This is a genomic window from Natronohydrobacter thiooxidans (assembly GCF_001884735.1).
GTDB classification, from domain to species: Bacteria; Pseudomonadota; Alphaproteobacteria; order Rhodobacterales; family Rhodobacteraceae; genus Roseinatronobacter; species Roseinatronobacter thiooxidans_A.
The window spans coordinates 14,448-29,517 of record NZ_MJAP01000012.1 but is presented as its reverse complement, the minus strand read 5'-3'; the positions used below and the strand labels follow the sequence as shown (position 1 = coordinate 29,517).

General features: G+C 62.7%; 11 protein-coding genes. 5 read left to right on the top strand and 6 right to left on the bottom strand.

The features are described 5' to 3' along the window. Window positions 1-72 precede the first annotated feature (72 nt). The 5 genes from BG457_RS07930 to BG457_RS07910 are packed head-to-tail and all read right to left on the bottom strand — an operon-like array spanning window position 73 to window position 7,970. Window positions 73-1,245: an acetyl-CoA C-acetyltransferase gene (locus tag BG457_RS07930; RefSeq protein ID WP_071795822.1), complete on the bottom strand. Its 1,173-nt coding sequence runs from the start codon at window positions 1,243-1,245 to the stop codon at window positions 73-75. Beyond that, a complete protein-coding gene (locus BG457_RS07925) occupies window positions 1,242-3,527 on the bottom strand; it encodes an NADP-dependent malic enzyme (RefSeq protein WP_071796512.1) in 2,286 nt (761 codons plus the stop codon). Before BG457_RS07925 ends, BG457_RS07930 begins: the two co-directional genes overlap by 4 nt. A gap of 38 nt (window positions 3,528-3,565) precedes the next feature. Next, window positions 3,566-3,961, bottom strand: a complete 396-nt coding sequence (locus tag BG457_RS07920) for an acyl-CoA thioesterase (protein ID WP_071796510.1) — start codon at window positions 3,959-3,961, stop codon at window positions 3,566-3,568. Then, window positions 3,961-6,672 carry a CoA-binding protein gene (locus BG457_RS07915; protein ID WP_071796508.1) on the bottom strand — a complete coding sequence of 904 codons (2,712 nt, stop codon included), beginning with the start codon at window positions 6,670-6,672 and terminating at the stop codon, window positions 3,961-3,963. Before BG457_RS07915 ends, BG457_RS07920 begins: the two co-directional genes overlap by 1 nt. A 17-nt stretch (window positions 6,673-6,689) precedes the next feature. After that, window positions 6,690-7,970: an ATP-grasp domain-containing protein gene (locus BG457_RS07910; RefSeq protein WP_071796506.1), complete on the bottom strand. Its 1,281-nt coding sequence runs from the start codon at window positions 7,968-7,970 to the stop codon at window positions 6,690-6,692. Between the two features lie 706 nt (window positions 7,971-8,676). Between BG457_RS07910 and BG457_RS07905 the strand changes: the two genes are divergently transcribed. From BG457_RS07905 to BG457_RS07885, 5 genes are all read left to right on the top strand, one after another. Then, a complete protein-coding gene (locus BG457_RS07905; RefSeq protein ID WP_071796504.1) occupies window positions 8,677-9,711 on the top strand; it encodes an ATP-binding cassette domain-containing protein in 1,035 nt (344 codons plus the stop codon). 113 nt (window positions 9,712-9,824) lie between these two features. Next, complete coding sequence (locus BG457_RS07900; protein WP_139257636.1) at window positions 9,825-10,568, top strand: ABC transporter permease; 744 nt, start codon at window positions 9,825-9,827, stop codon at window positions 10,566-10,568. 280 nt (window positions 10,569-10,848) lie between these two features. Then, window positions 10,849-11,529 carry an amino acid ABC transporter permease gene (locus tag BG457_RS07895; protein WP_071796502.1) on the top strand — a complete coding sequence of 227 codons (681 nt, stop codon included), beginning with the start codon at window positions 10,849-10,851 and terminating at the stop codon, window positions 11,527-11,529. Continuing rightward, window positions 11,526-12,233: an amino acid ABC transporter permease gene (locus tag BG457_RS07890; RefSeq protein ID WP_071796500.1), complete on the top strand. Its 708-nt coding sequence runs from the start codon at window positions 11,526-11,528 to the stop codon at window positions 12,231-12,233. The genes BG457_RS07895 and BG457_RS07890 overlap by 4 nt, the downstream gene beginning before the upstream one ends. A 34-nt stretch (window positions 12,234-12,267) precedes the next feature. Further along, the gene (locus BG457_RS07885; RefSeq protein WP_084657566.1) at window positions 12,268-13,056 is read left to right on the top strand and encodes a transporter substrate-binding domain-containing protein; all 789 of its coding nucleotides are present in this window, start codon (window positions 12,268-12,270) and stop codon (window positions 13,054-13,056) included. Window positions 13,057-13,153: 97 nt separating this feature from the next. Here the strand turns inward: BG457_RS07885 and BG457_RS07880 are convergent, their stop codons facing one another. Further along, a complete protein-coding gene (locus tag BG457_RS07880) occupies window positions 13,154-15,037 on the bottom strand; it encodes an SLC13 family permease (RefSeq protein ID WP_071796496.1) in 1,884 nt (627 codons plus the stop codon). Between the last annotated feature and the right edge of the window lie 33 nt (window positions 15,038-15,070).

The window sequence follows — 15,070 nt, the reverse complement described above, 5'->3', positions numbered from 1 at the left end:
AATTATGATTGACGAAATATCTGGTAATGAATTGCGCGGGCCTGCGCAAGATTATTGCGCAGCCCCCTCACCTCAGCGTTCCAGACACATCGCGACACCCATGCCGCCCCCGATGCACAGCGTCGCCAGCCCCTTCTTCGCGTCACGGCGCTGCATCTCGAACAGCAAAGTGTTCAAAATCCGACATCCCGAGGCGCCGATCGGGTGGCCGATCGCGATGGCACCGCCATTGACGTTCACTTTTTCAACATCCCAGCCCATATCCTTGTTCACCGCGCAGGCTTGCGCCGCGAAGGCTTCATTGGCCTCGATCAGATCGAGATCAGCCGCGCTCCAGCCCGCTTTGGCCAGCGCCTTGCGGCTGGCATGGATCGGACCCACCCCCATGACCGAGGGATCAAGCCCCGCCGTCGCATAGCTCGCGATGCGCGCAAGCGGCGTCAACCCGCGCTTCTCGGCCTCTTCGGCGCTCATCAGCATCACCGCCGCCGCACCGTCATTCAGGCCCGAGGCATTGCCCGCCGTGACCGAGCCCTCTTTCGAGAAGGCCGGGCGCAGCTTCGCCATCTGATCGAGCGTCGCGCCATGGCGGATATATTCATCCTGATCGACCACGATATCGCCCTTGCGGGTCTTGACGGTAAAGGCCGCGATCTCATCGGCGAATTTCCCCGCCTTCTGAGCGGCTTCGGCCTTGTTCTGGCTGGCCACGGCAAAGGCATCCTGCTCATCGCGGGTGATCTGCCATTTCGCAGCGACATTCTCGGCGGTGGTGCCCATGTGATAGCCGTTGAACGCGTCCCAGAGCCCGTCCTTGATCATCGAATCGATCATCTTCATATCGCCCATCTTCTGGCCTGCGCGCAGATGCGCGACATGGGGCGAAAGCGTCATGTTCTCCTGCCCGCCCGCCAGCACGATGGTGGCATCGCCCAGCTGGATATGCTGCGCCCCCAGCGCCACTGCGCGCAGGCCTGAGCCGCAGACCTGATTGAGCGACCAGGCCGAGGATTCAACCGGCAGACCGGCATTGACATGCGCCTGACGCGCCGGGTTCTGCCCCTGCCCGGCGGTCAGAACCTGACCCAGAATGGTCTCCGAGACCTCTGCCTTATCCACCCCGGCGCGCGCGACCACCGCCTCCAGCACCGCCGCCCCAAGATCATGCGCAGGCGTATTGGCAAATGCCCCGCCAAAACTCCCGACCGCAGTCCGGGCCGCCGCAACGATAACAACATTGGTCATTTGGCTATCCTCCCTGTCTGATAAGCTGTTGCCTCATCGCCGCTGCCGGCCAGTGCCACGGCATTGAGCAGCCCGCGCACCGTGACCGAGGGGGTGACGATCTGCGCGCGCCGGTCCATGCCCAGCAGTATCGGGCCAACCGGTTGCGCCTGAGCCAGCGCTTTGAGGACATTCATCGCGCCATTGGCCGCGTCCATCCCCGAGAAGATCAGAATATTGGCCGAGGCTGTCAGCCGCTGTTCCGGCAGATAGCTCTCGCGCAGCTCGCGCCGGAAGGCGAGATTGGCGCGCATCTCGCCCTCGAACTCGAAATCGACGCCCAGATCGGTCAGCCGGTCGACCGCAGCGCGCATCTTTTTGGCGGTGGGCGTGGGGCTGGAGCCGAAATTGGCATGGCTGATAAAGGCCACGCGCGGCGTCAGGCCGAACTGGCGCACCTCCTGCGCGGCGAGAACGGCAATTTCGGCCAGTTGCTCATGCGTCGGGTGATAGTTGACATAGGGGTCGGCGATGAACACCGCGCCCGTTTCCAGAATCAGAACCGACAATGCGGCGGTCAGGCGCGTTCCGCTGCCCAGAATCCGCTGCACATGTTTGTGGTGCCACAGATACTGACCATAGCTGCCGCAGATCATCGCATCGGCCTCGGCTTCGCGCACCATCATCGCGGCAATGGCGGTTTCGTTGCCCGACAGGATCTTGCGCGCCTGCTGCGGCGTGACCCCGTCGCGCCCCAGCTTGCGGCAATAGCCCTCGCTGAGCTGGATGGCGTGTTTCTGGTCGGCAGGGTCGATGATCTCGAAGGTTTCGCCCGATCTGGCATTGATGCCGCGCTCCGCGCAGATGCGGGCGATCCGCTCGGGCGAGCCGATCAGCACCGGGCGCGCCAGCCGCTCCTGATGGCTGGCAAGAGCGGCACGGATCACCCGTTCATCCTCGCCCTCGGCAAAGACGATGCGGCGGCGGGTGCTGCGGGCACGCTCAAAGAACGGCTTCATCAGGAAACCCGTGCGATAGACCAGCCGGATCAGCCGCTCGCGATAGGCCGCGAAATCGGGGATGGGGCGGGTCGCCACGCCGGTTTCCATCGCGGCGCGGGCGACGGCGATGGACACTTCGACCAGCAGGCGCGGATCGAAGGGTTTTGGCAGAATGTAATCGGGCCCGAAGACCAGATTCTCGTCGCGATAAGCGCGCGCAACCTCATCCACTGCTTCGGCATGCGCCAGATTGGCGATGGCATGAACGCAGGCAGCCTTCATTTCCTCGTTGATGGTCGAGGCGCCGCAATCGAGCGCGCCGCGGAAGATATAGGGGAAACACAGGACATTGTTGACCTGATTGGGGTAGTCCGACCGCCCGGTGGCGATGATCGCATCGGGACGCGCGGCGCGGGCCAGTTCGGGCAGGATTTCGGGTGTGGGATTGGCCATGGCCATGATGATCGGCGTATCGGCCATCTGCGTGACCATTTCGGGGGTCAGAACCCCCGGTCCGGCGAGGCCCAGAAACAGATCGGCCCCCCGGATCACATCCGACAGTTCGGCAGGCGGGTGATCGAGCGCATAGAGCGCCTTTTCCGGGTTCAGATCCGTGCGCGAGGTGACGACAAGGCCGTTGCGGTCGCACAGATAGATATTCTCGCGGCGCGCGCCCAGCGTCTGCAGCAGGTTGAGGCAGGCAATGCCTGCGGCACCGCCACCGACCGAGACGATGCGGATATCTTCCATCCGCTTGCGGGCGATGCGCAGCGCATTGGTCACGGCCGCGGCGGCCACCACTGCAGTGCCGTGCTGGTCATCGTGGAAGACCGGAATGCCCATGGTCTCGCGCAGGCGGGCTTCCACCTCGAAACATTCGGGGGCCTTGATATCTTCGAGATTGATCGCGCCGAAGGTCGGTTCCAGCCGCCGGATCGTCTCGATCAGCTTTTCGGGGTCGGATTCGTCGATCTCGATGTCGAATACGTCGATATCGGCGAATTTCTTGAACAGAACCGCCTTGCCCTCCATCACCGGTTTGGAGGCCAGCGCGCCGATATCTCCGAGCCCCAGCACCGCGGTGCCGTTGGAAATGACAGCCACCAGATTGCCGCGCGCGGTATAGCGGGCGGCGTCAGCCGGGGTCTTCTGGATCTCGGTACAGGCAGCCGCCACGCCGGGCGAATAGGCCAGGGACAGATCGCGCTGCGAGGCCATCGGCTTCGTTGCGCGCAGGGCGAGCTTGCCGGGCCTGCCGCCCGAATGATAGTCGAGCGCTTCCTGATCCAGACTGTCTGGCATTGCTGTTTCCTCCCTCTTCCTTGGCCCCTTTGCGGTGCCTATTCGGTTGCCGCCCCTGGTATCGGTCTGGGCCGCCCGGCCATGTCGAGCGCCACGAAGGTGAAGGTTGCATCTGTCACCTTCTCGCTCTCATCGCCATCGCGGCTGCGCCGCCATGCCTCGACATGGATCTTCATCGAGCTGCGCCCGGTTGAGATGAGATCGGTATGGATCGTCACCTCGTCGCCCACATGCACGGGTTTGAGGAACACGATCCCGTCCACGGCGATGGTGGCGCTGCGCCCGCGCGCGATCCTTGCGGCGGTATTGCCCGCAGCCAGATCCATCTGCGCCATCAGCCAGCCGCCGAAAATATCGCCGGCAGGGTTGGTATCGGCGGGCATGGCGATGGTGCGGATCGCGGGCAGCCCCGCAGGCGGTGTTGCGGCGGGCATCAGACGACGTAGCCGCAATTTGCCGCGGGGGTGCGGGTGTCCATGTTGCGACCACGGTTGATATGGTCGTCGATTTCCGCAGCCGCCCCGATCATCCTGCCATAGAGAAACACCGTGAAGGCCGCGTTTTCCAGATCGCGGTTTGTCAGCTTACCATCGCGATAGTCATCCCAGAGCAGCGCCAGGAGCAGCGCCGCGATCACTGCATCGACATTCACGCAAAACACATAGCGCGAGACGCCTTCGGCATAGAGCGCCTGTACAACCTCTTGATAGAACTCGTGAAAGACATTGTAATGTCCGCGTTCCGCCATGAATTCGGCGATAAAGCGTTCGCGCGGGTCATGGTTGACGGGTTTGTCCTTGAACACCGGGTGGTGCACGCCGGGCAGGGCGCGCACGGCAGAGCCCAGTTCTTTCGCGGCGGCCTTTTCGGCCTTGTAGTCGCGGGCGAACTGGCGGGCCATGGATTTGAGGTCAAGCCCGTGACCCGGGTCGGCGGGGTTCTTCAGGCCGCTGGCGGCGAAATGGTCCAGAAGGAAAGCGATGCCCTCATAGCCGTTGCCGCCATGGCTATAGCCCGAATGGGTCAGAAACCCGATCATCGCCTTGTTGATCTGCACCCGCGAGGGCGTTTGCGGCCCGTCGGCGGCCACCGCCCCCTTGGCCCCCTGCGCGGTGATCGAGCCGGGCCCGTTCGAGATCAGAAGCCCGATCAGGATCTGCACCGGCAGCGCCTCGTCGCCCACGGGCTTGCGTCCGGTGATGGCCAGAAAGCACAGATCGGCCATGGTCCATTTGCTGAAACGTTCCTCGCGCGGGATGCCCCAGAGCGCCCCATGCTGGTGATGGCGGGCGGGAATGGACGCGCCGATCATCACCCCATAGAGCCGCAGATACCAGGGCAGCGACTCGGCGGTCAGCCGGGTGATCTTCTTGCGCATCAGCGGCGCCCAGGCGAAGGTCAGCGCGATGGCGGCGAGGATGGCATCGCGGGATTTGCGGCCCGGCGTGCGGTCCAGAAAATCGAGGAACACCGATTGCCCGCCGCGCGCCCGGACGGCTTCCAGCATGGCCTCGGGGCGCGGATCATCGGCTTCGGCTTCGGTCGCGAGAAACAGCGGCGCCTGCTCGGCACTCAGGGAGATGCCGGAACTGTCGAACCCGGTATCAGCGGCGTCGCGCAGCCCGGAATGGGCGAAAAGGTCGATCAGAACCCTTGTGCAGTCCAGCGCCCGGTCGACCCGTTTCGGCCCGATGATGGCCGCCGCGGCAGCCATGACGGTATTGGGCGAATTGCCCGCCTCGCGCGCGGCCTCGGCGGCTGTCAGCGCCGGATCGCCCACCAGATTGACTTCGGACGCCACCGCGATATCCAGCATCGCCCGGTCATTGGGCCCCGCGATCTCATGCACCAGCGGCAGGGCATAGACAGCTTCGAGCGGCGTCACTGCAAGGTCAAGCACCGAATGACCATGGACGCGCGTCACCTGGGTCTTGGCATCCATGATCGAGGCGCCGGAGCGGTCCTTCATGGTCTGGCGCGCGACCGTGGCTCCAATCTGCGTTTTCAGCGCGGCGATCTGGGCATTATAGGGCGGTGTCGCTTCGACCGGAGGCAGGGCGATGTCGGGGGGCAGCGTCAGCCCCTGATCATTCGCGATCCATGGCTTCAGTTCCAGATTGCCCCTTGGGGCGAAATCCGGGGTCTTGCCGTTCAGGTCCATCACTGCCGTCAGGGCTGCGGGAATATCAGCGATATTGGTGACAACCGCGCCTTTTGCGGAGAATTGCGTCGGATCATCCGAGAAACTGCCCGCGACGCCAAAGGCCTCTTGGAACCAGCTTTCCTTGTCCTCGGCCCGGTCGCCGGACCCGGCCATGGCCCCGGCATGGCCCACTGCGCGGGTCAGGCGCGATTTCCAGCGCCCGACGATACAGGCCACTACGGGCTTGTCGAATTCCACACCGTATTCATAGTAGCCCCCCGGCTCGCAATAGAGCACTGCCGCAGCCGAGCGGTCGTCATTGGCAAGCCCATAGGCGAAATCACGGGCAGCGTAGTGGATATAGACATCCTTGCCCGAGGAGATCAGCGTGGTGGTGCCCCAGCCCGCCGTCGCCAGATACTGGGCGATGGTGGTGGTGAAGCCGCCCGAATTCGAGAAGATCGCGACCGAGCCTTTCAGCAGGGATTCCTCGGGGTGGTCGCCGCCAAGCGCCCCGCCGATACGCACCCGGTTCCAGCTATCCGCCACACCAAGGCAGTTGCCGCCGATCACGTCGATCCCGTTGGCCTGCGCCATGGCGCGGATTTCGCGGGCGTCATGAATGGCGATCTTTTCGGTGATGATGACGATCTTCTTCAGATCGGGGTTCACCCGCACCAGTTCGGCAACGCCATCGCGCACGCCCGAAGGGGGCAGATAGACCACGCCGGTATTGAAGCTGTGCCCGGCATTCAACCCTTCGCGCACATTGTTGAAGATCGGAATATTGCCCGCAGGCGTGGCCAGAACCTGCCCGCGCCGCCCTGGCGAGACACCATAGACGACATTGCCACCCGAAAAGGCATGGCTGGTCGGCGTCACCTCGCGGCTTTCGCCGCCCATGGCGTTCAGCACCACGACCCGGTCGTCCGGGGTGGCGATATCGGCCAGCGAGCGGATGCCCATATAATAAGGAAAGCCTTCGATCCCTTTGACATGCATCGTACCGTCCCTCCCCTTCAGACCGTTTCCTTGATGCCCAGCGAGCGGGCGATTTCGGCCCGCCCGCCATCGCGCATCCACAGATCGACTTTCTTGGCATAGTTCACGACTTCGGAGATCGCGCTGTCGAAGCCGAAGAACCGGTAGGGAAGCCCCAGCGCGTCGCAGGTATCGGCCAGATTGCCCATGCCGCGCACGAGGTTCGGCCCGCCACGCCCGACCACCACATAGAGCGGTGTCGGTCCGTGATCGGAGAAATGCTGGCGCAGCGCGTCGCCCATGCCGCGGAAGGTCTCGTGAATATCGGTATTGTTCGATTTGCCGCCGATGATGAACAGCACATTGGACTGCTTGAGGAAATGCCGGTAGCAGATCGAGGCCACTGATTTCATCTTCTCGTAGGGCGGGTTGCCGCCGAAATCCGAGCTGATGATCGCGGCATCGCCCAGCACTTCGGTCACGAGGCTGTTGGCGCCCCCGCCGAAGGTCGGCGCAAGGATCGTGCCCTTGTCATTGATGACGAACACATCCGACTGGCCCTGATGGGTGCGGAGCTGGTTCACCTCCTGCTCGAAATCCGAGACATCCGAGGTGAAAAGATGCGCGGGCAGGCCAAGGCGCGCGACGCGCGGGTCATCCCGGTCAAAGCCGCATTTGAAATCGCAGGCCACCGGAGTCAGCCGCCCGCCCTTGCCGGGGCGCATGCGGATCGGGTTCAGCTCGATCGTGGTCATGCCGTAATGGTGCATCAACTCCCAGAGCTTGGGCAGTTCCTGCACCAGGGGCGAGATGATCTCTTTCGGTGCGCCGATATCGCTCAGGGCATTGGCCACGACGAACGCTTTGAGGCCGGTCAGGCTGTCAAAGGGGACGGTGGCAATCTCGGTCTTGTCCAGTTCCTCGATATCGACCCCGCCGCGATGGGTCAGGGTCATCGTCGGGGCGCGGTAGCGGGTGTCGTCGGTGATGGCGAAATAGATTTCATGTTCGGCGGGCACACCGGCCTCGAAGGTCACGCCATTGGCCTTGGCCACAGCATTGCCGTGGCGATGCTCGGCAAAATACAGCCGTTCCTTTTCGGCCAGCGCGGTTTTCAGGTCACGCGCCTTGCCGATCAGCCCGGCCTTGCCCTTTTTGCCGACACCGCCCTTGAAGACCGGCTTGATGAAGACCAGCCCGTGCCGCGCGATCAGATCCTGGATTTCCTGTTCGGATGCCGAAGGTCCGAGCACTTCGGTTGTCGGAAAACCAACATATTGCAACAGCTTGCTGCCCTGCAGCATTCCTGTGATATTCACGTCTCGTCTCCCCCCGGTCGTCGTTCAGTTTCAGCACCTGTCGCAGCACATTCCGGCCATCCGGGGCAGGCATTGGCTGCGGGTGTGGCGTCAGTCAGGGACTGTGCCAGCCCTGCGCATCTCGCCGCGCCCTGCGCGCGCGGCGATGAGCGGTGTCACGAAATTCTGGATTGCGGTTGGCGTCAGCCTCGTCGCCCGTGTCGGAGGCCGCCTTTGACAGCGACACAAGCAGCGCGATGGTTTCGAGCGATCGCGCGGGCGGTGATCGGTTGCGGTCCAGCGAAGATCGATGCGAATGCAGCCACTCTTCTCTCCTCCTCCTCCTGACGCCCTGCCCCTCGTTATGGATCACCACGGGGAGCAGGACGTGGGGCAACGATACGGAATGGACCTGTCAAAAACCTGTCAGACATGGGAAAGAGCAATTTTATTTGTCAGATTGATGGAGTGTCGTAATTTTATGTCTATGCCGCATTGCGGCAAATCCCTGACCATGGAGAATTCTTGGCGTGACTCCGTGGGGTTAACCAAGGCGCGACGCGGCAGGACCGACCCGGCAGATGCGCCATAGGGGCGATATGCCCGCGCATTCACGATCCGCGTCAACGCCCCGGCGCGGGCAGAATCCTGCGCGGCGCCTGACAGCGACCGGTGAAAAATCTGCAATCCGCGCGGCGGGGTGTTCAGGTGCCGAAGCTTGGTTTATATGCTGGCGCAGAGAACAAACCCAGATCAATGGACCCGGACAGTGACAAACGACGCTTCAAACCTAGCGATATGCGCGCGCGGGCTTGTCCGGCGCTTTGGCGATCTGACCGCTGTTGCGGGGATCGATCTGGATGTGCGGCGCGGCATGATCTTTGCCGTGCTCGGGCCGAATGGTGCGGGCAAGACCACGCTGTTGCGAATGCTGGCCACGCTGACCGCAGCCGATGACGGCACAGCCACCGTGATGGGCCATGATATCGCCGCTGCGCCACAGAAGGTCCGCGCCTCTATCGCGATGACGGGTCAGTTCGCCTCGCTGGATGAAGATCTGACCGGGCGCGACAATCTGATGATGCTGGCGCGGCTCTGGGGGTTTCGGGGGCGCGCGGCACGCATCCGCGCCGATGAATTGCTGGCCGCGTTCGAGCTGTCGGGCGCGGCGCGCAAGCAGGTCAAGGATTATTCCGGCGGTATGCGGCGCAGGCTGGATATCGCGGCCTCGCTTGTGGTGACGCCCGGCGTGTTGTTTCTGGATGAGCCGACCACGGGGCTGGACCCTTCGGCGCGGAAAGGCGTGTGGCATCTGATCCGGCAACTGGCCGAGTCCGGCGTGACGATTCTGCTGACCACGCAATATCTGGAAGAAGCCGATCAGCTTGCCGAACGCATTGCCGTGATCGACCATGGCCGCAAGATTGCCGAGGGCACCAGCCGCGAGCTGAAGGCCGCAACCGGCTCGGGCGTGCTGCATGTGTCACTGGCCGATCAGTCCCAGCTGGAGGCTGCGGCAGAACTGCTGGCCGCGCGGCTGGGAAGCGCGGTGCAGCGCAGCCCGGAAGGGGCGGAGCTGTCGGTTCCAGCGGGCAATGCCGCAGACGCCAATGCCGCAATTGCCGCCCTTATCGCGGCGGGGGTCAGTGTGGCCGATTTCCGTCTGGGGGCGCCCAGTCTGGATGAGGTGTTCTTCGCGCTGACCGGCCAGCCTGCGACATCCGAGACCCCGCAAAACCCAGAGGAGGCGGCAGCGTCATGAGTGATATCACCGCAGCCCCCGCCGAGCCGCTGCGCAAGGACCGCGCAGCCCTGGGCGGTGCACCCGGCATTGCCGCATTGCGCCATATTGCCCCGCCTGCGCCGCCGGGGCCGATGTCGAACGCGCTGGTCTTCGGCTGGCGGGCGATCCTGAAATTCCGCCATGTCCCCGAACAACTGTTCGATCTGGTCATGACGCCGATCATGTTCACCTTGCTGTTCACCTTCGTCTTTGGGGGCGCGCTGGCCGGGTCGCCGGGGGAGTATCTGCAATTCTTCCTGCCCGGCATTCTGGTGCAGACGGTTGTGTTCAACTCGGTCTATTCGGGGATGGGCCTGTCAACGGATTTCCAGAAGGGGCTGTTCGACCGGTTCCGCACCTTGCCGATCTGGTCGCTTGCCCCCTTTGCGGGGCTGATGGTCGGGGATTTGCTGCGTCACCTGATTGCGGGCGGTATCATTCTGGGGATCGGGCTGATCCTTGGCTACCGGCCCGAGGCCGGAGTGATCGGCACCCTGCTTGCCTTCGCGATGCTCTTGTCCATCGGGTTCGGCATGGGCTGGGTGTTCATCGTGCTGGGCCTGCTGGTGCGCACCCCGATGACGGTCATGACGCTTGGTTTCACGATCCTGTTTCCGGTCACTTTCGCGTCGAACATCATGGTGGACCCGGCCACGATGCCCGGCTGGCTGCGCAGCTTTGTCGAGGTGAACCCGATATCCCTGATGGCGACCGCGTTGCGCGGGCTGATGTCCGGGACAGCCAGCCTGAGCCAGATCGGACTGGCGCTGATTGGCCCTGTGGTGCTGACGCTGGTGATGGCGCCACTGGTCCTGTGGCTGTATCGGCGCAGATAGGGCGGCGCGGGCGGGTCTGGGTTCAGGCGCTGCCCGCGATCAAATCCTGAACAAATAATGATCAGACAGCGGATATTTTGAGCAGAGCAGCCCGTGGGCGGGCCGTGGGCTGCAAGCGTGGCCTGCCCGGCAGCGCAGAATTTTATAATTTTTTCCAGCACATAAACGGCGCAGCCGTGGATATTCAAAAAAAACAAACAGGTCTTATCTGAAAATCTGTCTGGCCAGCACAGCGCAATGGCTGTCGCGTCATCTGAACGCGGGCCAGAGGACAGAACAGGTGGAACTACGTTTCTTCGAGATATTCCGGAATGCCGATTACCTGCGGCTACTGTTTGAAGGCGCGGCGCTGAGTGCGGGGCTGACCTTGCTGGCGGGGGTGATCGGTTTCGCCATCGCCATGATCCTTGGCTTTCTGCGCCACCGGCGGGTGTTCGGGGTGCATTGGGTCGCCGCCGCCTATGTCGAGTTCATCCGCAACACGCCGCTGATCGTACAGCTTTTTTTCGTGGCCTTCGGGCTGCCGCTGCTTCTGGGCTATCAATGGCCCTTCTGGGCGCATGCGCTGCTGGCGCTGGTGCTGAATTTCTCGGCCTATTTTGCCGAGATCCTGCGCGCGGGGTTCAATACGGTCGGCAAGGGGCAGGAAGAAGCGGCGCAGGCCATGGGTATCACGCCGCTGATCATCTTCTTCAAGATCACCCTGCCGCAAGCCGTGGGCAAGATGTTTCCGTCACTGAGCAGTCAGTTCATCTTCCTGTTTCTGACCACGGGCATCATTTCGGAAATCGGGGTGCGTGATCTGACCAATGCCGGGATCTTCATCGACAGCCGCACCTTCCGCACCTTCGAGGTGTTTGTCACGCTGACCGCGATCTATATCGCGATATCGCTCAGCTTCAAGGCGCTGATGGTGGGGGTCTACCGTATCCTCTTTCCATGGGTGGGATTGCAGCGATGAGAGAGTTCCTGATCGAGATCCTTGGCCGCCCGCATGGGATCGTGCTCTATCAATTGCTCGATGCGACACAGTTCACCATTTACCTGTCGCTGATCGCGTTTGTGGGGGGCGGCATTCTTGGCGCGCTGATCGCGCTGATACGGATCGCGCCCAATAAATGGGGAAAACGGGCCGCGATTGCCTATATCTGGCTGTTCCAGTCCACGCCGCTGCTGATGCTGCTGTTCCTGACCGGGCTTGGCGTGCCGCGTCTGTTCGGGATGAATATCAACCCCTGGTATGCCGCCTGCATTTCTCTGACGCTCTATTCCAGCGCCTATATGTCCGATGTCTGGCGCGGGGCACTGGAAGCCATCCCGCAAGGGCAATGGGAAGGGGCGAGCGCGCTTGGTCTGCGCTTTCTGCCCACGTTGCGGCTGGTGGTGGCGCCGCAGGCGGTCAGCATCGCGCTTGCGCCCACTGTGGGCTTCATGGTGCAGATCATCAAGGGCACGTCGCTGGCCTATATCATCGGTTTCACGGATCTGATGACCATCGGCAAACGCTGGGCCAATGCGCCGGTCGCGGGCACCGAACCTTACATCATCTTCCCGCTCATGGCGCTGATCTATTTCAGCCTGTGTTTTCCGCTGTCGCTCTATTCGCGTTACCTGGAGCGCCGGATGGGCACCGTCAAATCCCTGCGGCCCGTTGCGGCCGCGTGAATTCCCCATAGTCACTCAGAAAAGGATGACACGCATGAAGACCCTACATTCCCTGATAATCGCCGCAGGGCTTGGACTGGCCAGCCTTGTGCCCGGCACGGCGCAGGCTGATCTGGCCGATATTCTGGCGCGCGGCACCATCAATATCGCAGTGCCCGAGAGCTTCCCGCCATTTGGCGCGCTTGGCATGGAAGGCGAGCATGAAGGCTATGATGTCGATGTGGCAAAGCTGATCGCGGCAGAACTCGGGGTTGAGGTGAATATTGTTCCCGTCAGTTCGAACCAGCGCATTCCCTATCTGGAAACCGACCGGGTTGATCTGGTGATTTCGTCGATGGGGGCAAATCCCGAGCGCGCCAAATCGATCTGGTTCTCTGCGGCCTATGCCCCTTTCTATTCGGGGGCCTTTGCCTCTGCTGATCTGGATATCTCCTCGGTGGCTGACCTGTCCGGGCTGAAGATCGGGGTCACGGGCGGCGCGCTGGAAGATCTGGAACTGACGCGCACGGCCCCTGCGGATGCAGAGATCATCCGCTTCGGGGACAATGCCGCGACACTCTCGGCCTATCAGTCCGGGCAGGTGGATGTGCTGGTGACGGGCAACACGGTTGCGGCGGAACTGGCGGCCAATAACCCGAACCTGAGCGTGGATGTGAAATTCATCATGCGCGACTCGCCGTGTTTTATCGGGGTGAAGAAGGGCAATTTCGATCTGCTGCAATGGGTCAATGTCTTCATCATGCACAAGACGCTGGGCGGCGAGTTGAATGAGTTGTCGCTGCAATGGTTCGGCCAGCCGCTGCCGCCCTTGCCGACGCTGTGATCCGCGGTGCCTTGCCCCCTGCGGGCGGCAAGGCACGCATTGGACCCGATCAGGGTGACAGAAACACGCGCTGACGCGCCGGACACATCCGGGCGCGTCAGTAGATCAGGTTCAGCATCAAAAGCGAGACCACGAGAAAGAGCAGGGTCATGATCCCGCCCGATTTCACGAAATCCATGACCTTGTAGCCCGCCGGACCCATGATCAGCGCGTTGACCTGATGGGTCGGGATGATGAAGCTGTTAGAGGTCGAGATCGCCACCGTGAGCGCGAATACCGCCGGATTGCCGCCCGCCGCCACCGCGATAGAGACGGCCAGCGGCACCAGCAGCACCGTCGCCCCCACATTGGACATGACCAGCGAAAAGACCGTGGCGAGGATGGCCACACCTGCCTGCAGCGACCAGACCGGCCAGCCGTCGAGCAGGGTCAGAATCCCTTGCGCGATCCATTCCGCCGTGCCGGTATTCTGCACCGCCTGACCCAGCGGGATGAGGCTTGCGAGCAGAAAGACGGTCTTCCAGCTTACGGCGCGATAGGCTTCGTCGATGCTGATCACGCGGGTCAGGATCATGCCCACCGCGCCCGTCAGCAGGCAGAGCGACAGTCGCACATCAGTAAACAGGATCAGCGCCAGCGATATGAGGAAGAACAGGAGCGCCCAATGCACCTTGTGCGGCCGAAGTTCGTCTTGGGGGAAATCCGCCGTCACGACGACGAAATCCTGATCGCGCTTGATCCGCAGCAGGTTGTCCCATCGGGTATGGGCGACCAGCATGTCACCCGCCCGGAACGGCACCAGACCGATCTGGGTCGGGGCGTGATCCTCGGTTTCGACATGGCTCAGGGTTTCCTCGCCGCGATGGATGGCCAGCAGGCTCAGCCCGTAGGTCTTGCGCAGCAGAAGATCGCGCGGACTCTTGCCGATCAGCTTGCTGTCGGGGGGAATCACAATCTCGGCGACGCCCGCATTCGTAGGCGCGAATTCGTCTACGAAAACATCGAGTTCCGGCCGGATCGTCAGGCCGTAACGATCCGCGAACCTGTGCAATGCCGCGCGCTTGCCGATGATCGCCAGCCGACAGGGCGCGGCGATCTCTGCCGTCAGGATCTGGATCATCGAGACTTTGCCACGGTAAAAGGTCGAGATGATATAGAGGTTGTTGTCATTGTTGATGTCGGCGATGATCTCTCCGGTCAACGGGCTGTCGGCGGGCACTTCGACCTCGAAAACGCTCGCGTCGAGTCCGTAGACACGCTGGAGATAATCCGAGGTGCCCTTGCCCGCGCCGGACTCCGAGGCACCAGAGGATTTCGGCAGAACCCAGCGCCCCAGCAGCAGGAAATAGGCGATACCGGTCAGGACCAGCGCCGCGCCGACCGGGGCGACGGAAAAAAGCCCGAAGCGCGCCATCTGCTGCGTTTCGGTCAGGGTTCTGTTGGCGGTGTCAATAAGGTCATTGAGCAGGATGAGCGGGGAGGATCCGACCATCGTCATGGTGCCGCCAAGGATCGCGCAAAACCCCATCGGCATGAGCAGGCGCCCCAGCGGGATGCCCGCCCGCACCGAGATCCGGCTGACGACCGGCAGGAACAGTGCTGCGGCGCCGACATTCTGCAGGAAGCTCGAAATCACCCCCACTGTTCCCGAGACGATGGGCAGCACGCGCGTTTCGGTGGTGCCCCCGTGTTTCAGGATCACGGCGGCGACCTTGTTCATGATCCCGGTCCGGTCGAGCCCCGCCCCGACGATCATGACCGCGATAATTGAAATGACCGCGTTCGACGCGAAACCGTCGAAGAGATGCGTCACGTCGACAAGCGGCTCCAGCCCCGGCGCGTAGCTCACCATCCCCACCAGCACCAGGATCAGAAGCGCGGCCAGGTCGATGCGGATAAGCTCGGAAACGAAGAGAAAGACCGTGAACGCAAGCAATCCCAGAACGAAGGCCATCTCGGTGGTGAATGCGATCGGCTCCATGGTCCTCCTCTTGCCGATGCCTCCCGGACCGAC